This window comes from Staphylococcus sp. NAM3COL9, assembly GCF_001431205.1.
Taxonomy (GTDB): Bacteria; Bacillota; Bacilli; order Staphylococcales; family Staphylococcaceae; genus Staphylococcus.
In genome coordinates this window covers 150,211-172,765 of the sequence record NZ_LGPC01000011.1, presented here as the reverse complement: position 1 = coordinate 172,765, position 22,555 = coordinate 150,211, and the positions used below count along the sequence as shown (strand labels likewise).

Sequence of the window (22,555 nt, the reverse complement as noted above, 5' to 3'; positions counted from 1 at the left end):
ATAAATAGTTCGGGATTGATATCAATAAATAAACAATTGCTTATGAATCGTCGATATTTTCTATGTTTTGTTTTATGTCTTCACATTCACATTTTACAACATATAGAAACTATAACTTCACCAAAAATTAAAATTTAGTCTTATACACTTATATATTCAATTATTCACGATATAATTCTGCTAATATTTTCACTTGAATTAAATAAAAAAAGAAACCAGTATACTCTGATATGAAAGCAGTTTAAAAATAGAACAGGAAACATTCTATCGTAACGCGATTCATATCATTTACTAGTTTCTAATAAATTCGATTTTTTATTTTATATTAATTTGATGAAAGTACTTTATGAGACGCATTCACGCGACCTTGTTTATCAATTTCTGTTACTTTTATTTTAAATGTATCTCCAATTTTCAATACATCTTCTACTTTATCAATACGTTCATTTGCAATTTGTGATATATGAACTAAAGCATCTTTACCAGGGAATAATTCAACAAATGCACCATATTTTTCAATACGTTTTACTTTGCCTTCATATACTTGGCCAACTTCAGCTTCACGTGTAATGTCTTCTATGATACTACGCGCTTCCGCGATTGCATCTTTATCAACAGCGCCTATAAAGATTGTACCATCTTGTTCAATATCAAGTTTCACACCTGTTTGATCAATGATTTCATTGATTTTCTTACCACCAGGTCCAATAACATCTCTAATTTTTTCAGGTTTGATTGTCATCGTAACAACTTTAGGTGCAAACGCGCTTAACTCACCACGTGTTGTATCAATTGTTTGTAGCATATGATCTAAAATAGCTAAACGACCTTCTCGTGCTTGATCTAAAGCTTCTCTAATAATCTCTTTTGTTAGACCATCAATTTTAATATCCATTTGTATTGCAGTGATACCTTCAGGCGTACCCGCTACTTTAAAGTCCATGTCACCTAAAGCATCTTCCATACCTTGAATATCCGTTAAAATAGTATAACTATCATCACGTGTTACTAACCCCATAGCAATGCCGGCTACTGGAGCCTTAATAGGAACACCTGCATCCATTAAGGCTAACGTAGAACCACAAATTGACGCTTGTGAAGAAGAACCATTTGATTCTAATACTTCACTCACAATTCTTACAGTATAAGGAAAATCTTTAGTATCTGGAATAACATGACTTAATGCACGTTCACCTAAAGCACCGTGACCAATTTCACGACGTCCTGGAGAACGAACTGGACCTGTTTCACCAACTGAATAGTTAGGGAAATTGTAATGATGCATGAAGCGTTTTTGTTGTTCTTCACCAAGACCATCTAGAATTTGATATTCGCTCATTGAACCTAATGTTAACACAGATAGTGCTTGTGTTTGACCTCGCGTAAACAAGCCAGAACCATGTACTCTTGGTAATACGCCAACTTCTGATTCTAGTGGACGAATTTCATCTGATTTACGACCATCAGGTCTGATTTTTTCTTCAGCAATTAATCTTCTTACTTCTTCTTTAACTAAACTATTTAAAATGCCATGAACATCTTTAATTAGTGCAGCATTGTTAACATCTTCTTCATCCATAAATCCTGCAACGACTTTTTCTTTTAATGTGTCAAGATTGATATCACGTTGTTGTTTATCAAATGTTAATACAGCTTCTTTCAAACCATTGGCTTCAGTAAGCTGTTTCACTTTTTCTGAAAGCGCTTCGTCTTGTTCAACAGGTGTGAATGGTTTTTTCACTGGTTGGATGTGATCAACGATTTCTTGTTGGAAATTAACTAAACGTTGTATTTCATTATGACCAAAGAAGATTCCCTCAAGCATTTCACTTTCAGTAATTTCACTTGCGCCTGCTTCAACCATGTTTACAGCATCTTTGTGTCCAGCAACTTCTAAATCAAGACGCGACACTTCTTTCTGTGCAACAGTTGGGTTAATCACGTATTCGCCATCAACATAGCCTACGTTCACACCAGCAATAGGCCCTTGGAATGGAATGTCCGAGACACTAAGTGCCATAGATGAACCTATCATTGCTGCCATTTCTGGAGAACAATCAGGATCAGCACTTAATACGGTATTCATGATTTGTACATCATACTTATATCCTTTAGGGAAAAGTGGACGAATTGGTCTGTCTATTAAGCGCGCAGTTAATGTTGCTTCGTCGCTTGGACGCCCCTCACGTTTTTTAAATCCACCAGGAATTTTACCTGCTGCATACATTTTTTCTTCATAATTTACCATTAATGGGAAAAAGTCAACATCGCGTGGTTCTTTTGAAGCTACTGCAGTAGATAATACTACTGTATCGCCATAACGAACTAGCACGGCACCATTAGCTTGTTTAGCAAGTTGCCCTGTTTCAATCGTTAATGATCTATTTGCCCATTCAGTTTTAAAAACTTTTTTCTCTTGAGACATTACGAATCTCCTCTCATATATCTATTAGTTACATCATATCATTTCTCAGAAAAATTTTATATTAGTATATTACTTTTTAAATAATATGCTTTCTAGATTATAAAAAAGGGAAAGGACCCTGAAGGTTCTTTCCCTATCAATATCCACCTTAAAATTAACGACGGATACCTAATGATTTAATTAATTCACGGTAACGTTGTACATCTTTGTCACGTAAATAGTTAAGTAAATGTCTACGACGACCTACCATTTTTAATAGTCCACGACGTGAATGGTGGTCTTTCGTGTGTTGACGTAAATGTTCGTTTAATGTAGTGATTTCTTCAGTTAACACAGCGATTTGTACTTCTGGAGATCCAGTATCCGCTTCGTGTGTACGATATTCTTTAATTAGTTCATTTTTACGTTCTTGTGAAATTGCCATAGTCAATTTCCTCCTTTTAATTTTATGCGCCTCTAACCGAGCGAACCGTTGGAGAATCGGACTGCCAAGATAAAGGTGCCTTAAATGTGTAAAACACATTCGACTTAAATATTATATGATATTTCGTCTCCAAAATCAACCGATAGTAAGTATTTCGCTTTTTCTTTATCTTTATTCATTTGTTCTACTAAAGGATCTATTCCATCAAATTTAATTTCTGGTCTTAAATAATGATGCCAAAATACAGTGACACGCTCGCCATAAATATTTTCATTAAAATCAAATAAATTCACTTCTATAACTACTTGAGCTTTAGAAGGATCATGAAATGTTGGTTTTACACCAACATTAGCCACACCTCGATATACCTTTTTATTCGGTCCAATTTCCATACTTACCGCATAAACACCATTTTTAGGCAACACATAATCACCACTAGGTTGAACATTTGCTGTTGGAAATCCAATTGTTCTTCCACGTTTTTCACCTTGCACGACTGTCCCTTTAATACGATAGAGATAATCTAATTCTTCATTAGCCTTTTGCAAGTCCCCTGTTTTAAGCGATTTTCTAATTTCAGTTGTCGAAATTTTTTCGGATTCTATTTCTTGTTTACTTACAACTGTCGTATTAAATTCAGTCATTTCATTTAATATCATCATATTACCTTTACCAAATTTACCAAATGTAAAATCAAAACCAGCCACTACTTCTTTAACATTATTTTTTATAATATAATCTTCTATGAAAGTTTCAGCGGGAACATTTGCAAATTTAGAAGAAAAGTTAATAACAATACAATAATCTATGCCATAAGACTCTAATATTTCAACTTTATCTTGTATTGGTGTTAAATAATCGGTGCGTTTACGTTCAGGATTTAAAACTACTGAAGGATGAGGATCAAATGTCATCACAGCTTTTTTTAAATTGGATGATTTTGCTTTTTGCTCTAAAATATCAAATACTTTCGCGTGCCCCTTATGCATGCCATCAAAAAAACCAAAAGCCATGGCAACGTCTTCTGTTATATATTGATCTTCTTGAATTGGATGAGCTACTTCTATCACTTTCATGCGTATTTCTCCTTTAATTAAATACCTTCTTAGGCTTAATTTCATCATTTTTTTCGGGATGTGGTGCATAAATTGCTAAGACTTTATTGTCTGTAACATCTACCAATACCACTATCGTATCTATTGTTGCTGTAAATTCACTTTTATAGAATTTTTGACCATTTAAAATTTTGCTTTTTACGATTGCATCTGAAATCAAAATTTGTTTTAAACCTTTTAACCCATATTCTATAGGAAATAACTTTTCTTGTAACGCGTCATGCTCATGTAATTCTGCAACGTCATTTAGTGTAAGACTTTCATCTATATTAAATCCACCACTTTGAATTCTAGTTAATTTTGACATATGTGCTGGATGTCCTAAAGCTTTACCAATATCTGTCGCTAATGTTCTGATGTATGTCCCTTTGCCACATTCAACTAAAATTTCAAAATGACAACTCTCATCTTCAAAGCGAAGCTCAGATGTACGTTTAATATGCATAATATTAATTTGTCGCTCTGGTCTTTCTACTTCTTCGTTATTCCTCGCATATTCATATAATTTTTTACCCTTCACTTTTACTGATGAGTACATCGGTGGTATTTGAGTAATCGTTCCTTCAAATTGATTCAATATTTGATCAATGTCCTGAATTGTAATTTCATCTTGATGAATAAGTGTTTGCTCAAGGATTTCACCGGTTTGATCTTCAGTAGTTGTACTACTTCCAAGTGTAACAGTCGCTTTATAGGATTTTCCCATATCCATAATATAATCACTAACTTTAGTTGCACCACCAATACATATAGGTAAAACGCCTGATACTTCTGGGTCTAAAGTACCAGTATGTCCAACTTTTTTCGTTTTTAAAATTTTCCTCAATTTAAATACTACATCGTGGCTTGTTAAACCACGTTCTTTATATATAGGCAAAATACCGTTATACATCTTTACGCCACCTTTAATACTCATTTTTTACATTACTCTCATATTAACATGACTCAGCTTGCTTTGTGTTATGTAAAAAAGCTGAAACATAAAATCTAAAGAGATTTTGTTCCAGCTTGGTATAATAATTAATCTTTTTTGTGCAAATCTTGAATCATTCTTTCGATTTTATTTCCGTAATCAATTGATCCATCATATTCAAAATTCAATTCAGGAATAATTCGTAGTCTCATTCTTGAACCTAGTTCAGATTTAATAAAACCTTTTGCCTTTTCTAACCCTTTAAAAGTATCTTCTTTTTGTTTCTCATTACCTAATACTGTTAAATAGATCGTTGCAATTGATAAATCATTTGTTAATTGCACATCTGTAATCGTTAAAAATCCGATTCTTGGGTCTTTGACTTTGTTATTAGCGATATCCATAATTTCTTGCTTCATCTGTTCGCCAACACGTTCAGCTCTCATATTCATTATATTCACCTCACACTATTTATTTGTCCGGGAAATGTTTCCTTACTTAAAGATTATATGACAGTTCATTTCATAACGTCAAACAAATTTATTATTTCAGTTGTTTATATTTTCAAAAGCTTTGTTCGAGTCCTGTACACTTTATATTGTACATTATTAACAAAAAATAAACATATTATGACACTTGGGCATTATTTTAATTCCTAACTGTTATAATATGAAATATTTTTTCATTAATAGTCAATAAAATCTATTTTAAATTTCTCAAGTGTTTAATATTATGCCCAACTGTTATTTTAAGTAGGCTTTCTGACATACAAATACCTTGGCTATATCTATAAATTATTTTTATAAAGTTTTACACATTATATAAATTTAATGTTATACTATAAGACAACTTAATAATTAAGTTTATTTATTTTAGGAGTTGTGAATGATTGGAAAAGCCAGAAAGACTTTTATATATTTATACCCGCTTTTAGAAACTCAATAAAGAAGAACTCGCCCAGCGACTTAACGTCAATGTTCGTTCAATCCAACGAGATTTTAGTGATATTAACAATTTTTTATATGAAGATAATGAATGGCGTGGTCTTGATGGTAAAATAATATATGATACTAACTTTGAAAAACATTGTTTAAGCATCGACAGATATAAATTTAAAAATAATAGATTACTTAACTTGCTATTTAGAATGAAAAATTTCACACCGATAATACATGAAGATACTTGTAATCTCATTAGAGGGCTGAATGCAAACTCTAATCTTGCTGAAAAAATACTGTCTAACAAACTCTTAAGCCAGTTCAAAGTGACACGTGAGATGAGTAAAACCACGTTGATTTTTAGAATACAACTGGCAATTGAAAATAATAACTTTGTTGCAATACATATAAGTCACAATTTAACTATAAAAGTAATACCTATATATACTAGATATTTTTCTAACAAATACTGGTTTACTTATTTGTATCAAGGAAAAGTACACATACTAAATTTGGCTTCAATTATAAATATTGACCAACTTGATGAAGTGTTTGATAAAGCTATTTTTTCAGATATTCAATCGGTAAAGATACTCATTAAAAATCCTATTTGGTCAGAAGTTCAAAGACAATTCATTATAATAGACACAACCGAAAGTGATTATGGAACTATCGCAAATATTATTATTTCAAAAAAAGAAAGTATACAAATTGCATATGACTATCCACGATATATTACAATAATAGAACCGCAGCATTATGTAGATGAGTTCAAAGCACATATCCAGACTTTGTTTAAAAACTATTATATTTAAAATTGGCCTATACTCGACTTAGACATCTTCTAAGTTGAGTATAGGCATTTTTATAATTAATCTTTCAGTGTTGATGTGCTACAATTTTTTGCATTGCGCTAATTTTTCTATAAAAATCTGAATTACCTTTTTCTCGTTTTTCTTTTTGTTCTTTATTCCAATTGTAATATTCTATTTTACTCAGTTCTTGTTTTTTTCTCAAACGTATTTTGTGTTCTTGGTAACTTAACACATTGCATAAAGTAACATGGCGATTTTGTTTTGAAGCGAGTATGAATAAATGGTCAATTAAGTTGTCACACAATGAACTATGAGCAAAGTTCTTCAAAACCGAAATATATAATTCTTCCTCACTAACTATATATATCCGAGTTTTATTATCGTTTAAAAGTTTCAACAACAAATCAAAACTCATTCGTTGAGAAGGTAATCCATGTTTAAATGTTAAAAAATCTTTTGGTATTCCTGCAGTATGCCCCGATTGATAAGGGAAAAAATTAAGTACCATAACTCTGTTTGGGTCAATATTAAAACGTTTTAAAGTCGAAGCAGCGTTATATAAATATTTCATAAACCATCTATGTTTATCTATATAGGGTAAGAACAGTTTCTCTCCATTAAATGTTAATCTACCTTGTATATCCAATAATATTCTTTGACGATAACCTATCACTACAGATTCCGGTATATCAGGTTCGTACATTTTAAAGTCATTTTCGGGCTGCTTTTTTAATATAACAATATCAGCTAAATCAGGGTTGCCAAAATAGGGTCTAGCTATAGCAGGGTTTATTTCTGCGTTTTCAAATAAAATTCTTTGTCTATTTTTATCAATAATTACTTTTCCATTTGCAAAATCTATCATTTTTTTAAATCTTGGTATTTCAGAAAAGTTATTCCCAAAATGCGCTTTAAAATATGCTAAATCCTGTGGATGTAAAAATGCTGTCGTATCATCATTTTTTATAATTTGTTCTAACGTATTTTGATCATAAATAGAGTTATATTGCTTCAAATATTCTTGCCAAAATTCATTGATTTCCCTTAAATATTCACTCATCATTTATAACCTCCTATTTAATTTAATTGTAATTAAGTACATAGACAACGAGTGTCAGTAAAATAGTTATCCCAAAATCCCACTATAATATTTTAACTTATTCGCAACCAAATAAATATATGATTTATAAAAACATATGCTACCCTTTTATAATATTCAATTTACTTTTTTAAATTATTGTGAAAATTGTTTTGTTAAAGTATTTTTAAAGTAAGCTCCATCATTACGAGGGTTTAATATTTCTATTTCTAATTGAAGTTGTAAATTTAAGTCATGCTATATTTTAATCCATAAACTAAATCGCTAGTTTTTTATGTAATAATATCATTATACTTATATGTTTTACTTTTGGATAGCACTTTAATATTAATAATTACATTAAAAAATTCAACTATACTTCCAATATAAAATTATAAACTGAATTAATTATCTATCTTATATACAAATCTAAACTCAATAAAAAAAGCCTCCAAATTATTGGAGGCTTTTTTTATTAAATTGGATTAATCTTCAATTACTTATCTCTTTATTTCAACCATTTCGAAAGCTTCAATAATGTCGCCTTCTTTTAGGTCATTGTATTTCTCAACTGTGATACCACACTCGTAGCCTTTAGCAACTTCCTTAGCATCATCTTTAAAACGTTTTAGTGTGTCTAATTCACCCTCGAATTGCACAATATTGTCTCTAATGACACGAACGCCAGCATTACGCGTGATTTTACCATCAATAACGTAACTACCTGCGATTGTACCAACTTTAGAAACTTTGAATGTTTGACGAACTTCTGCTTGTCCAATTATTTGTTCTTCGAATTCTGGATCTAACATGCCTTTCATCGCGAATTCAATTTCTTCTATAACACTATAAATAACACGATGTAGACGCATATCTACGCCTTCAGTTTCAGCAGCACGTTTTGCACCTGTATCAGGACGAACGTTAAAACCAATAATAATACCATTTGAAGCGTTAGCTAGTGTAACGTCAGATTCGTTGATTGCACCCACAGCTGTGTGAATAATACGTACATTAACGCCTTCAACGTCTATCTTCATTAGAGATGCAGCAAGTGCCTCTACTGAACCTTGCACATCACCTTTAATAATGACATTTAAATCTTTCATTTCACCTTGTTTCATTTGTTCAAACAAGTTATCTAATGAAACACTCTTACTTTCATGACGTTGTTGAATTACGTTCGCTTCATGGCGAGATTCGCCAATACGTCTTGCTTGTTTTTCATCTTTGAAAACAACAAATCGGTCGCCTGCTTTTGGCACATCATGAATACCAGTAATTTCAACTGGTGTAGATGGTCCTGCAGTTTTAATACGTTGGCCTAAGTCATTGACCATCGCACGAATTCTACCATACGTATTTCCAACTACTAAAGAGTCACCAACGTTAAGTGTACCGTTTTGTACTAATAATGAGGCTGAAGGTCCACGTGATTTATCTAATTCAGCTTCGATTACTGTACCGACAGCTTTTTTACTTGGATTAGCTTTTAATTCTTGTACTTCAGAAGTAAGTACAATCATTTCTATTAAATCATCAATGCCATCACCACTTAATGCTGAAAGTGGAACAAAGATTGTATCGCCACCCCAATCTTCAGGTACTAGACCATATTCAGTGAGTTCTTGCATTACACGGTCTGGATTGGATGTTGGTTTATCAATTTTGTTAACAGCAACAATTGTAGGTACATTAGCTTCTTTAGCATGGTTGATTGCTTCAATTGTTTGAGGCATAACACCATCATCTGCTGCTACAACTAAAATAGTTATATCCGTTACTTGTGCACCACGTGCACGCATTGTCGTAAATGCTGCGTGACCTGGAGTATCTAAGAAGGTAATTTTTTTACCGTCATTTTCAATTTGGTAAGCACCAATATGTTGTGTAATACCACCAGCTTCTCCAGCTGTTACTTTTGTATGACGAATAGAATCTAGTAACGTTGTTTTACCATGGTCAACGTGTCCCATGATTGTAACAACTGCTGGACGTTCAACAGCTTCTTCATCTTCAATTTCATCATCGAAATAAATTGATAAATCTTCTTCATCAATAACAATTTCTTTTTCAGCTTCAACACCGTAATCATCAACGATTAACTCTAGTGTTTCTTCATCTAGTGATTGATTAATATTAGCCATAATACCAAGTAAGAATAATTTTTTAACAATACCTGAAGACTCTACGTTTAATTTCTCAGCAAGTTCACCTACTGTGATACCTTCTTGATAAGTGATTTTTTCTGGAATTTCTTTAGGTTCTTCTTGTTTTATTTGTTTTGATTTTTTATTATTCTTTTTGTTATTCGGTTTATTATTGTTTGCTTTATTATTTTGGTTACCTTTATTATTCGGTTTATTATTGTTTGTTTTATTATTTGATGATTGTTGTTTGTTTTGAGCAGCTTTTTGTTGTTTTTTCTCTGCTTCTTTTGCTTTTTCAGGTTTGTAAATTTTATCTAATGCGTGAATTTGATTATCTTCTAACGTTTGCATATGACTTGTTACCTCAACGTCCATCTTCTGCAATTCGTCGATAATATCTCTACTCTTTAATTTTAAATCTTTAGCGTATTCGTAAATTCTTTGTTTACTCATATAGTCACTCCTTACGATATTCATCAATCATTGACAATAACTTTTTAGCAAAGCCTTGATCAGTGATTCCAATGTTTACACGTTCTGCTTTACCTAAAGCTTGTCCTAATTCAGCTCTCGTTCCAAATATGCGTAATGATATATGGTAACTTTCACATTTGTTCTGCATCACTTTCATTGTGTTGTCAGAAGCATCTGTTGCAATGATTACGAGCTTTAATTTATTATTCTTCAAATCATTTATAATGACTGATTCCCCTGTTTTAACTTTTCCTGCGCGCATTGCTAAACCTAAAAAATTCACTATTTTTTCTTTTGTCATTTAGGTATCTCTTCACGATAAATAAGACGTATAATCTCTTTATAAACAGGTTCTAACGTTTCAGCATTAGATTTGAAATATCTTTCTAATGTTTCATTTTGTTGTGCTTCTTCTACTAATTTAACATTTTTAGATACATAAGCGCCACGGCCTTGTTGTTTGCCACTTGCATCAGCAAAAATTTGTCCGTCTTTATTAATTACAACTCTAATCATGTCATTCTTAGGATACATTTCATTTGAAAGTATACATTTACGCATTGGAATTTTTTTCTTTTTCATAAAGTTTTCACCCCAAGTTATTTTTCAGCGTCTTCTTCTTGAGTTACTGTTTCAGAAACTTCATTGACTGTTTCTTCCAAATCAACATCTTCTTCGTCAACAACATCATAAAGTTGATCTTCTGTGTCTTCAACATCTGCCGGATAGACACCTGCTTCTCTAGCATCTGTTTCTGATTTAATATCAATTTTCCAACCAGTTAATTTAGCAGCTAAGCGAGCATTTTGTCCGCGTTTACCTATAGCTAATGATAATTGATAATCAGGCACTACAACTACAGTTGATTGATTATCTTTATCAACAATAACTTGTAATACTTGTGATGGACTTAAAGCATTTTTCACAAATACTTTAGGATCTTCATCCCATTGTACAATATCAATTTTCTCGCCGCCAAGTTCTTCAACAACAGCTTCAACGCGACTACCTTTAGAACCTACACAAGCACCTACTGCATCGATGTCATGATTGTCTGAGTGCACACTGATTTTTGAGCGATCGCCAGCTTCGCGAGCTACAGATTTAACTACCACTGTCCCATCAAAGATTTCTGGTACTTCTTGTTCAAACAAACGCTTTAATAAACCTGGATGGCTTCTTGAAACGTAAATTTGTGGCCCTTTTGTAGTTTGTTCAACTTTGTTCACATACACTCTTATTCTTTCGTTTGGAATGTAGCTTTCATTTGGGCTTCTTTCTGCTTCAGACAATACAGCTTCAGTACGCCCTAAATTCACATATACATAACGATGATCTACTCTGTCAATAAGACCAGTTACAATATCATCTTCTTTGTCGATAAATTCATTGTATAGTATTTCACGTTCAGCATCACGTAAACGTTGCATAACAGCTTGTTTAGCTGCTTGCGCTCCTACACGTCCAAAATCACTTGGTGTCACGTCTTCTTCGTAGATATCACCAATTTCATAGGCAGGGTTTTTTACTAGGGCCGTGCTTAAGTCGATTTCTTCTCTATTATCAAATGTTTCTTCAACCACTTCTTTACGTGCGATAACATTGAATGTACCTTCATCCATGTTTAATTCAACACGAACGTTTCTTGCGCTTTCATAGTTCTTTTTATAAGCAGTGATTAATGCCGCTTCTATAGCATCAATTAATACTTCTCTAGGAATTTTCTTTTCTTTTTCTAAGTACTCAGTAGCTAATAATAATTCATTACTTGACACGATTTATCATCCTCCTCGTCACGTTATATCATTACTGCATGACGTGCTTTAGCGATTTTACTTCTTGGAATTTCAACTTGTTTTGTTCTTGACTTATCTTTGACTTGCATTACTATTGTTTCATCATCAACAGATTGCAATATACCTAACCATTCTTTTGCCCCTTCAATTGGAGCATATAAAGAAACAAATACGGGTTTAGTCACAGCGTTGTGATAATCTTTTTCTTTTTTAATTGGTCTTTCAGCACCAGGTGAGGCAACATCTAAATAATACATCTGCTCGATAGGATCTTCTGAGTCCATTACTTCACTGATTTTTTCAGAAGCAAGCGCACAATCATTTAAATCTACGCCACCTTCTTTATCGATAGATACTCTTAAAAAATGATCGTTTCCTTCTTTTGTAAACTCAACTTCTACTAATTCAAAATTTAAGTCGTCAAGGACAGGTTGAATTATTGCTTCAACTTGCTCAGTTATTTTACTCATGCTGACCTCCTGTTTTGGCAAATAGAAAAGAGTGGGTATTATGCCCACTCTTTCTGCCTGAGTCTAATTTTTTAAGCACTGTTATTATATCATATGTTTATTTGGTAGACAAATAAACATATTTGTAAAAAGCCTATAATGACAAGTTAATTCATACTTTCGGTTTTTTATTAAGTCTTTTCGTTCATTACATATCGAATATTGATAATTGCGCTTTATCAGGTAAATTAGGCAAAGAGCCTAATTCATCTAAGTATTCTATTACTTTTTGCGATAAACCAGCTTTTTTATTTAAATCTTCTTTAGATAAAAATGGCCCTTCTTCTCGAGCTTCTACAATTCTTTGTGCAACGTTTTCACCCAAACCTGGAACAGATATAAATGGTGGAATCAATGTATCGCCTTCAATAATAAACTCAAATGATTTACTTTTTTCTAAACTGATTGGCTGCATACGGAAACCACGTTGTGCCATTTCATTCATTATTTCGAGCACTGTTAATGTATCTTTTTCTTTTTTAGCTAAATCCATATAACGTGAATACATATCATTTACAGTATTACGGATACCTTCTTTATCTTTAATCATAGTAATCAAATCAAAATCAGATGCACGCACTGTGAAATAACTTGCATAATAATATAGTGGATAATGTACTTTAAAGTAAGCAATTCTTACCGCCATTAACACATAAGCTGCGGCATGGGCCTTAGGGAACATGTATTTTATTTTTCTACATGAATCTAAATACCAATCAGGTACTTCATTGTCTACCATTGCCTCGACCATATCATCAGTCAACCCTTTACCTTTACGCACAAATTCCATTGTCTTAAAGGCAAGTGACGGCTCTAAACCGTTATACATTAAATAAACCATAATATCATCACGACAACAAATTACGCTCGCCAAATCACATTTACCTGAACGGATTAAATCTTGAGCGTTTCCTAACCATACATCTGTGCCATGTGATAACCCTGATATTCTAACAAGTTCTGAAAATGTTGTTGGTTTTGTATCTTCTAACATTTGTCTAACAAAGCCAGTACCAAATTCTGGTACACCAAACGTGCCAGTTTTACATAAAATTTCCTCTTGCGTAACACCTAAAGGTTCAGGCGAACTAAAGATACCCATCGTTTCTTTATCGTCTACTGGAATTGTTTTAGGATCTATTCCTGATAAGTCTTGTAACATACGAATCATTGTTGGATCATCGTGTCCAAGTATATCTAACTTCAGAACGTTATCATGTATGGAGTGGAAATCAAAATGCGTTGTCATCCAAGATGAAGACTGATCATCCGCTGGGAACTGTACGGGTGTAAAATCATATATATCCATATAATCAGGTACAACAATAATACCGCCTGGATGTTGTCCAGATGTACGTTTAACACCTGTACAACCTTTAACAAGTCTGTCTACTTCTGCGCCACGTTTATGGATACCTTGGTCATTTAAATAACCCTTCACATAACCAAAAGCTGTTTTCTCTGCGACTGTACCAATTGTTCCAGCACGGAAGACTTTATCATCACCAAATAATTCTTTTGTGTAATTATGTGCATTCGGTTGATATTCTCCACTAAAGTTCAAGTCAATATCTGGTACTTTATCGCCTTTAAAGCCTAAGAAAGTTTCGAAAGGAATATCTTGACCTTCTTTAATAAGGTCACTGCCACAAGTTCCACATTTTTTATCTGGTAAATCAAAACCAGAGCCAACGGAGCCATCATCAAAGAATTCACTCGTTTTACATTTTGGACAAATGTAATGTGGTGGTAATGGATTAACTTCTGTAATTTCTGTCATAGTTGCTACAAAACTTGAACCTACAGAACCACGTGAACCAACGAGATACCCATCATTTAAAGATTTTTTAACAAGTCGTTGTGAAATGAGGTATATAACAGAGAAACCATTACCTATAATACTTTCTAATTCTTTTTCAAGACGATCAATTACAATTTGCGGTAAATCTTCACCATAGAGGGCTTTTGCATTAGAATAGCTCATTTCTCGAATTTCTTCATTTGCGCCTTCCATTCTTGGTGTATATAGCTCATCTTTAATTGGAACAACACGCTCTATATGATCTGCTAGCGCATTCGTATTTTTAATGACAAGTTCATGAGCTTTTTCTTCACCCAAGAAGTGCAATTCATCTAACATTTCGTCTGTAGTTCTAAAATGTGCCTTTGGCAATGTAGAACGGTTTAATGGATTGCCAGGTTGTGCAGCAATCAATATTTTACGTGCAATCGAATCGTGTTCATTCAAATAGTGTGCATTGCCTGTAGCTATAACTGGAATATCATTAACTTCTCCTGCACGAATCAAACGATTATATATTTCATGTAATGTTTGATTATCACGTATGAGTTCTCTATCAATTAATCCTTGATATAAAGCAGGCGGTTGAATTTCAATGAAATCATAGTATTGAGCAATACGTTCAACTTGAGATTGGTCTTTTTGCATTACTGCAGTAAATACTTCTCCTTCGTCACATGCAGAACCCACGAGAATACCTTCACGATATTCATCTAATAGTGAACGTGGAATTCTAGGTGTTCGATAATAATATTGGACTAAGGACGCACTTACAATCTTGAATAAATTTTTAAGACCTTTCTGATTTTGAACAATCAGCGTGACATGGTTCGGACGTGCACGTTTATAAGCATCTTCGTTTGATAACGATGTATTAATATCTTGGTGATTATAAACACCGAGTTCTTCTAATTGTTTAAGCATTTTAATAAACATATAAGCCGTTGCTTCCGTATCGTAGATTGCTCTATGGTGCTGCGTTAACTCTACACCGTATTTTTTGGCTAAGAAGTTCAATCCATGTTTGCCGTATTCAGTATTGATTGTTCTTGATAATTCAAGTGTATCTATTACAGCGTTTGTAGACGCGCCAATACCGACATGTTCATATCCAGTATCAATAAATCCCATATCAAAGGATGCGTTATGTGCCACAAAAATAGCGTCTCCTACCCACGCTTTAAACTCAGTAAGTACTTCTTCAATTTCTGGTGCATCAACTAACATATCATCCGTAATATGTGTCAAATTAATAATAACATCGGATAAACGTTCGTGTGGATTACTAAAAAGTTCAAACTTATCAATGATTTCTCCGTCTTTAACTTTCACTGCAGCAAGCTCGATAATTTTATCGTACTGATTGGATAAGCCGGTCGTCTCAACGTCAAATACAACGTATGTTGCGGTTTTCAAATCACGATCCATAGGTTTGTATGCAATAGGTACACCATCGTCGACTAACATGCCTTCCATTCCATAAATCATTTTAATCCCATTTTTTTCAGCTGCCGCATGGGCGTCTGGAAAGGCCTGAACACCATTATGGTCAGTCACTGCAATTGCTTTATGACCCCATTTTGCTGCTTGATCGACGTATGCTGAAATATTAGGTATCCCATCCATTTGACTCATTGCCGTATGCAAATGGAATTCCACTCTTTTTTCTTCAGATTTATCTTGCTTAGTAGCTTTTTTAATTTCTTCAATATCTGACATCATCATCACTAAATCACGAACAAACGAATCTTCTTCTATGCGTCCTTGTGCGCGAATCCATTTACCGACGCTCAATGCTTTAAAGTTATCTAAATCATCTTTATTTTTACGAGTGAACATTTTTAATACAAGCGAATCTGTATAGTCAGTTACCTTCAACTCTACAATGTGTCGTCCACTCTTCAACTCTTTTAAGTTAATATCAAAAATAACACCTTCAACTGCTACTTTAAATTCTTCTTCAATAATAGAATCTATCGGTTTAATATTGTCGATTTGGATTGGTTTACCAATTTGACACTTAGTTACTGAGCTTTCATTATTATCTTGTTGTTTTGCCTTCTCAGCTTTCATTTTTTCTAATTTTTCAGTAGCTTCACGTGCACTCTTTTCATCTTCTTCTTGAATATGTGCTTCTAATGATGCTAAGTCACCTTCGTTGCCGATACTATCCGTTTCAAAGACTATTTTACTAATATCGAACCCACACTGTTGAAAAGCTTTAACTAAGCTACCATTACACGCTTTATCAAAATGATCTCTTTCAATATCATTTTGACAAGTTACTTTTAGCACATCTCCCGACATAATTAAGCGTTTTTGCTTTAATTGTCCTTTCACTTTGGGTGAAAGTTGTGTTTGATCGATACAATGACTAAAATACTTTATCGCATATTCATCTTGGTTTGATTTATTATTTATTGTAATATTACATTCTACATTTGCAATTGATTTAAACTCTTCTGTTATTGCACCTGTAAAAAGCAAATAATCTTCTGTTGATAGAAAGTGTGGTAATGTGATTTGAAACACCCATGTACGATCTGTTGTCTTAACATCCACACGCGTTAGTTCACTTTGCTCCAAAATTTCTTGTTCCAAATGATTTGTTATTTTAATTTGGTCAGCTAGGATTTTAAATTTTTCCTGATTTGTCATTGCCATGACGATAACCACCTTACTATTAATTACACTGCTTTACTTGTATATGATTACTTACATTAAATAACGGTGTATATATTATTATTCCATTCTCTATATTATAACGGGTATGTGTGAAATTCTAATAGTTAAACTTAATAACTTAAATTCATATTTTTGTGAATAACAAATGGGAGCGGAACAGAAACCAAACTTTAAAATTTGATTTCGTATTTCCGCCCCCCTCTTTAAAAGCTTGAGACAGACACATTTAAAAATTAGAAAACTATTGTGCATTCTCTAATTTACACTCACTAATTTGGAATGCCGTATTTATGTGCCAGCCTTATGATTTTATATAAGTAACACTTACCAATTCACTTTATATATTATAACAAATTGTTACGGTCTTCACTTTTTAATTATATATTTGTATATAATTCATTTACATAATTGATTAAATTATCAATATGCACGTCTTCACTGTCACCAGTATCGCGACGTTTAACTTCTACAATACCTTCTGCAGCATTTTTACCTACAACAATACGTATTGGTACCCCGATTAAATCAGCATCATTAAATTTCACACCAGCACGTTCTTTACGATCATCATAAAGCACATCATAATTTTCTTTTAATTGTGTATATAATTGATCCGCTAATTCACGTTGATCATCTTTTTTAGGATTGATTGTAATTAAGTGTAATTCAAATGGTGTGACTGATTTCGGCCAAATAATACCATTTTCGTCGTTATTTTGTTCAACGATTGCACTTAATGTTCTTGAAATACCAATGCCATAGCATCCCATTAACAATGGTTGTGCTCTACCTTGGTCATTTAAGAACGTAGCGTTCATTGATTCAGAATATTTTGTTCCAAGTTTAAAGACTTGGCCTACTTCAATACCTTCTGCAAAGTGTGCTTTGTCTGAGCTATCTGCTAATAATTCACCTTCTAAAATAAATCTAAAATCTCCATAGGCTTCTACTTCAAAGTCACGACCGACATTTGCGTTTAACAGATGATACCCATCTTCATTCGCACCAACGATGATATTATTCAGATCTTGAATGAAATTATCTGCATAAATTTTAATATCTTTATCAAAAACTGGACCGAGCGAACCTGGTTTTGCACCTAAAATATTAATAATTTCATCTTCAGTTGCTAAACTCACATTGTCGGTACCAAAATAAGCTTTTAATTTAATATCGTTAATTTCGTGATGACCACGAACTAATACTAATATAAATTCACCATCGACATTAAATATCATAGACTTAGTAATTTCGTCTAATGGTTTATTTAAAAATGTCGCAAGATCTTGTGCTGTATGCACATTTGGCGTTTCAATTTTTATTAACGGTTGTATATCTTCATGTTTTTTATTGGGATGGTAAACCACTTCAGCTTTTTCTATATTTGCAGCGTAATCACTTTGCTCACTGTACACAATCGTGTCTTCACCGATTTCACTTAACGCCATAAACTCATGTGTATGACTACCACCAATTGCACCTGAATCGGCAACAACAGGTCTTGCGTTAATGCCTACACGATTAAAGATACGACCATATGCATGGTACATATCTTCATATGATTCATTTAGTGATACTTCATCAGCATGGAAAGAATAAGCATCTTTCATTATAAATTCTCTACCGCGTAACAGACCAAAACGCGGACGCTTTTCATCTCTAAATTTAGATTGTATTTGGAAAAGTGTCATTGGCAGTTGTTTATATGATTTCAATTCATCCCGAACAATTGAAGTCACAACTTCTTCGTGTGTTGGTCCAAGCGCAAATTGACGCCCATTACGGTCTTGTAAACGCATAAGTTCTGGACCATATGCATTCCAACGTCCCGATTCTTCCCATAATTCTGATGGTTGTAATGCTGGCATTAATATTTCAACGGCATCAATACGCTCCATCTCTTCACGAACAATGGCTTCAATATTATTTAATACTCTCGCAGCTATTGGTAAGTAACTGTAAATTCCGCTTGTACTTTGTTTGATTAAGCCTGCTTTTAATAATAGTCGATGGCTTAATGCCTCGGCACCAGCTGGCACTTCTTTCATAGTTGGTATAAATACTTTTGATTGTTTCATTTAAATACTTCTCTCCCTCTTATAAGAAATAACGCTGGATATCGTTCCAAGTCACTAATACCATAACGATTAATACAAATACGGCACCAATGGCGATAATTGTAGTTTCTGCTTTTTTATTTACTGGTTTTCTAAAGATTGCTTCATAAATTACAAATAAAATTCGTCCACCATCTAACGCTGGTACTGGTAGTAAATTCATTAATCCTAAGTTAACACTTAGCAAAGCAGTCCATGAAATCAAGTTAATTATACCAGTTTTAACGACAGAGTCGACAGTATGATATATACCTACTGGACCATTCAACATATCAAATGAGAATTCTCCAGTGAAAATGCTCGCAATCATACTTACAATTGCAGTGAAAATAATTTTACCTGCACTAAGTGTTTGTTCCACACCCGCTGCAATTGGTTTAAAAATAGTGTGCTCAGTCGTCGCACTATAACCTAATAAATATTTTGTTTCTGAATGTGTTTTCGTTACTTTTTGTTCTATTTTTTTAGGTTTAATGTTAAAAGTCTGTTTGTTTCCATCACGTTCGACGACTAATTTTGTCTTGTTGTCTTTAATATCTTTTACTGCTTTATCGATATCATCTTTACTATCAATATTATGGTTTCCCACTTTAACAATCGTATCTCCAGATTTAAGTCCTGCTTGTTCAGCAGGTGAATCTTTAACAACTTCATCCACTGAATTTGTTGCTGTACCTTGATAATATGCTAGACCAATAAATAATACCAATGTAAGTAAAAAATTAAACAATGGCCCTGCGAATAAAGTTAAGAATTTTTGGTAAGGTTTTTTATAAGTAAATTGACGATCTCTAGGTGCAATTTGAATTAAGCTACCGTTCTCTACAAAGTATGATGTCTTAGCAATTGGATAGCGTTGTCTTTCTTGATTATATGATGTTACACCTTCAACAAATAAGCCATCTTTAAAATCACATTGTTTTACTTCTATTGCTTCAATTTGTTGAAATTTGTGTTGATCATCTAAAATGATGTGGGTAATTTCATCTTTATCATTTAATTTTATTTTTACATGCATACCTGGTTGAACTGGTGGTTCTTCTAAACCATCTCCAGCCATGCGTACATAACCTCCAACAGGTAATAATCGAATCGTATATAGCGTTTCATTTTTTCTGAAATTAAATATTTTAGGTCCCATACCAATTGCAAATTCCGGACACATAATGCCTGCGCGTTTTGCAAAAAACATATGCCCGTACTCATGAACTGTGACAAGCACACCAAAAACGATTATAAATGAAATAATTGTTACTAGAAAACTCACTTTGCTACACCTCATATTTTCGAAATAAATTGTTTGCTTATACTTCATATCTTAATTCATATGATTCATTTTCTTTTGACTACTTGCTTACTTTAGATTATAAAAGTATAACACAACTATGCTGAGTGACACACGTAACTTTAATACGACTTCAGTTCCCTCACTTACATTATACTTATCATTTTGCAGTCGCACTTACACAAAGTATTTTTGCTTGTGAAAAGGAGTTAAGAAATAAAATAACTGCATTGAAGCACTCAGTTATTTTATTTCATTAACTCCTTATTTTTGTTTATATAATTGTATAGTATCACTTTGAATCTATAATTAAGCTTGTATTAACAAGATGTTTAATAGTGGCAATACAAACATAAAACTGTCAAAGCGATCTAAAATACCACCATGGCCAGGTAAAATACGACCTGAGTCTTTCACACCAAAATGACGTTTGAAACCTGACTCAACAAGATCACCAAGTTGTCCAAATATACTTAAGATGATTGTAACAATTAATAATATCCACATTGCAATATTAAAGTCTACAAACACAATCATAACAAGTGGAATAATTAAACTACAAATCAATCCGCCAACAAAACCTTCTATTGTTTTATTAGGACTTATCACAGGCCATAATTTATGTTTGCCCATTAAGCGACCAAAAATATATGCACCTGTATCTGTTGACCATACGATTAGAAATGCAAATAGTATGTAGTGTAAGCCTTCAGATCTTGTTTCATAAAGATACATAAACCCAATACCAACATACGCAATCGTCATTAAACAAAATGCAGCATCCATAAAACTAAATCTATTTTTAGAAAGCACTGTATAACTTAATAAAATAAAACTCATTGCTATTAATGACTTTAATTGTAAATCATTAACCCAGTTACCAGCACCTTGAGGTAACATAATAATTAAAATTCCTAGTGCACTTATGATACCTGGTACCGATAAAAACTTAATCATATTCATATTAAGCAATTCTTTTAATGCTATGAACGCTAATAAATACGAAAACAGCATTAATATAACTCCGCCCTTCAGTAAGACCGGGAGGAAAATGATAAGTCCTATGATTGCCGTCAAAGTTCTAACTTTCATACTATTCTCCTAACTACTTATAATCCCCCAAAACGCCTTTGACGAGATTGATAAATTTTAATACAGTTTATTAATTCTTCTTTATCAAAATCTGGCCATAATTTTTCATTGAATAAAAATTCACTGTAAGATACTTGCCAGATTAGGAAATTACTAATACGTTGCTCTCCTGATGTTCTAATCAAAAGATCTGGGTCAGGGTAGCAATGAGTCATTAAATGATCATTAATCATTTCTTCAGTGACTGCTTCACTTGTTAAACCTTCAGCAGTCAATTTGTCGTAAATTGATTTCACACTGTGGACTATTTCGGCTCGTCCGCCATAATTTATAGCAAAGACCAATTTTAAGCCCGTATTATTCTTTGTTTCTTCTTTTGCTTTATCTATCGCTTTAAGTGTAGATGTTGGTAAATGCTCAATAAAACCAATCGTCTCTACTTTAACATTATTTTCTATCAACTCTGGTAGAAATGTTCTTAAAAAGTTAACTGGCAAGTTCATGATGTAATTCACTTCATTTTTAGGCCTTGCCCAATTTTCTGTAGAGAAAGTATACAATGTTAAATATTTAATTCCTATATCACTAGCTGCTTTAGTGATTTTTTTAACAGTTTGCATACCTTGGTAGTGACCTTTTATCCTAGGCAATCTTCTTTGTTTTGCCCAACGACCATTACCATCCATAATTATAGCAACATGTTCGGGTATATTATGTACTTCCAAATCTATATCGGATTGCTTATACTGATTTTCTTTCTTCTTTTTTAACTTTTTAAACATGGTATTTCCTCCGAGCTTGATCATCTCTGTTTATTATAATTAGATTCTAGATGCAATTATCTATCATTTTATCATAATAGATAGGTGCATTGAATAAACAAATAAAAAAACTGTACCAAAGTCTGATTTGATACAGTTCAGATAAATATATGATAT

Annotated in this window: 17 protein-coding genes; 1 reads left to right on the top strand and 16 read right to left on the bottom strand. The window is 32.9% G+C overall.

The genetic code is table 11. The features are described from left to right. Positions 1-325: 325 nt before the first annotated feature. The 5 genes from pnp to rbfA form a co-directional block, all read right to left on the bottom strand. On the bottom strand, positions 326-2,425 hold the full coding sequence (gene pnp / locus ACA31_RS03790; RefSeq protein ID WP_057512042.1) for a polyribonucleotide nucleotidyltransferase: 2,100 nt from the start codon (positions 2,423-2,425) through the stop codon (positions 326-328). 154 nt (positions 2,426-2,579) lie between these two features. Then, the gene (rpsO, locus tag ACA31_RS03785; protein ID WP_021338745.1) at positions 2,580-2,849 is read right to left on the bottom strand and encodes a 30S ribosomal protein S15; all 270 of its coding nucleotides are present in this window, start codon (positions 2,847-2,849) and stop codon (positions 2,580-2,582) included. A 104-nt stretch (positions 2,850-2,953) separates the two neighbouring features. Next, positions 2,954-3,925: a riboflavin biosynthesis protein RibF gene (gene ribF / locus ACA31_RS03780; RefSeq protein ID WP_057512041.1), complete on the bottom strand. Its 972-nt coding sequence runs from the start codon at positions 3,923-3,925 to the stop codon at positions 2,954-2,956. Positions 3,926-3,938: 13 nt separating this feature from the next. Next, the gene (gene truB, locus ACA31_RS03775) at positions 3,939-4,856 is read right to left on the bottom strand and encodes a tRNA pseudouridine(55) synthase TruB (RefSeq protein WP_057512040.1); all 918 of its coding nucleotides are present in this window, start codon (positions 4,854-4,856) and stop codon (positions 3,939-3,941) included. A gap of 128 nt (positions 4,857-4,984) precedes the next feature. Then, positions 4,985-5,332, bottom strand: a complete 348-nt coding sequence (gene rbfA / locus ACA31_RS03770; RefSeq protein WP_172793155.1) for a 30S ribosome-binding factor RbfA — start codon at positions 5,330-5,332, stop codon at positions 4,985-4,987. A gap of 692 nt (positions 5,333-6,024) precedes the next feature. Between rbfA and ACA31_RS03765 the strand changes: the two genes are divergently transcribed. Continuing rightward, complete coding sequence (locus ACA31_RS03765) at positions 6,025-6,630, top strand: hypothetical protein (protein WP_253721358.1); 606 nt, start codon at positions 6,025-6,027, stop codon at positions 6,628-6,630. A gap of 64 nt (positions 6,631-6,694) precedes the next feature. Here ACA31_RS03765 and ACA31_RS03760 read toward each other — a convergent pair whose 3' ends face one another. The 11 genes from ACA31_RS03760 to ACA31_RS03710 form a co-directional block, all read right to left on the bottom strand. Beyond that, positions 6,695-7,690: a hypothetical protein gene (locus tag ACA31_RS03760; RefSeq protein ID WP_253721357.1), complete on the bottom strand. Its 996-nt coding sequence runs from the start codon at positions 7,688-7,690 to the stop codon at positions 6,695-6,697. Between the two features lie 518 nt (positions 7,691-8,208). After that, positions 8,209-10,311 (bottom strand): translation initiation factor IF-2, encoded by a 2,103-nt coding sequence (infB, locus tag ACA31_RS03755; protein ID WP_057512037.1) that lies wholly within the window; start codon positions 10,309-10,311, stop codon positions 8,209-8,211. Positions 10,312-10,315: 4 nt separating this feature from the next. Then, on the bottom strand, positions 10,316-10,633 hold the full coding sequence (locus ACA31_RS03750) for a L7Ae/L30e/S12e/Gadd45 family ribosomal protein (RefSeq protein ID WP_002507846.1): 318 nt from the start codon (positions 10,631-10,633) through the stop codon (positions 10,316-10,318). Beyond that, positions 10,630-10,914, bottom strand: a complete 285-nt coding sequence (gene rnpM, locus ACA31_RS03745; protein WP_057512036.1) for an RNase P modulator RnpM — start codon at positions 10,912-10,914, stop codon at positions 10,630-10,632. The genes ACA31_RS03750 and rnpM overlap by 4 nt, the downstream gene beginning before the upstream one ends. Before the next feature lie 17 nt (positions 10,915-10,931). Then, positions 10,932-12,107 carry a transcription termination factor NusA gene (gene nusA, locus ACA31_RS03740; protein ID WP_057512035.1) on the bottom strand — a complete coding sequence of 392 codons (1,176 nt, stop codon included), beginning with the start codon at positions 12,105-12,107 and terminating at the stop codon, positions 10,932-10,934. A gap of 23 nt (positions 12,108-12,130) precedes the next feature. After that, positions 12,131-12,598 (bottom strand): ribosome maturation factor RimP, encoded by a 468-nt coding sequence (rimP, locus tag ACA31_RS03735; RefSeq protein ID WP_057512034.1) that lies wholly within the window; start codon positions 12,596-12,598, stop codon positions 12,131-12,133. 187 nt (positions 12,599-12,785) lie between these two features. After that, the gene (locus ACA31_RS03730) at positions 12,786-17,102 is read right to left on the bottom strand and encodes a PolC-type DNA polymerase III (protein WP_057512033.1); all 4,317 of its coding nucleotides are present in this window, start codon (positions 17,100-17,102) and stop codon (positions 12,786-12,788) included. Between the two features lie 398 nt (positions 17,103-17,500). Continuing rightward, positions 17,501-19,201, bottom strand: a complete 1,701-nt coding sequence (locus ACA31_RS03725; protein WP_057512032.1) for a proline--tRNA ligase — start codon at positions 19,199-19,201, stop codon at positions 17,501-17,503. 19 nt (positions 19,202-19,220) lie between these two features. Further along, entirely contained in the window at positions 19,221-20,507 is a 1,287-nt protein-coding gene (rseP, locus tag ACA31_RS03720) for an RIP metalloprotease RseP (RefSeq protein WP_057512031.1), read from the bottom strand. Between the two features lie 327 nt (positions 20,508-20,834). Next, entirely contained in the window at positions 20,835-21,617 is a 783-nt protein-coding gene (locus ACA31_RS03715; protein WP_057512030.1) for a phosphatidate cytidylyltransferase, read from the bottom strand. 17 nt (positions 21,618-21,634) lie between these two features. After that, positions 21,635-22,399, bottom strand: coding sequence for an isoprenyl transferase (locus tag ACA31_RS03710; RefSeq protein ID WP_057512029.1), 765 nt, complete (start codon positions 22,397-22,399; stop codon positions 21,635-21,637). Between the last annotated feature and the right edge of the window lie 156 nt (positions 22,400-22,555).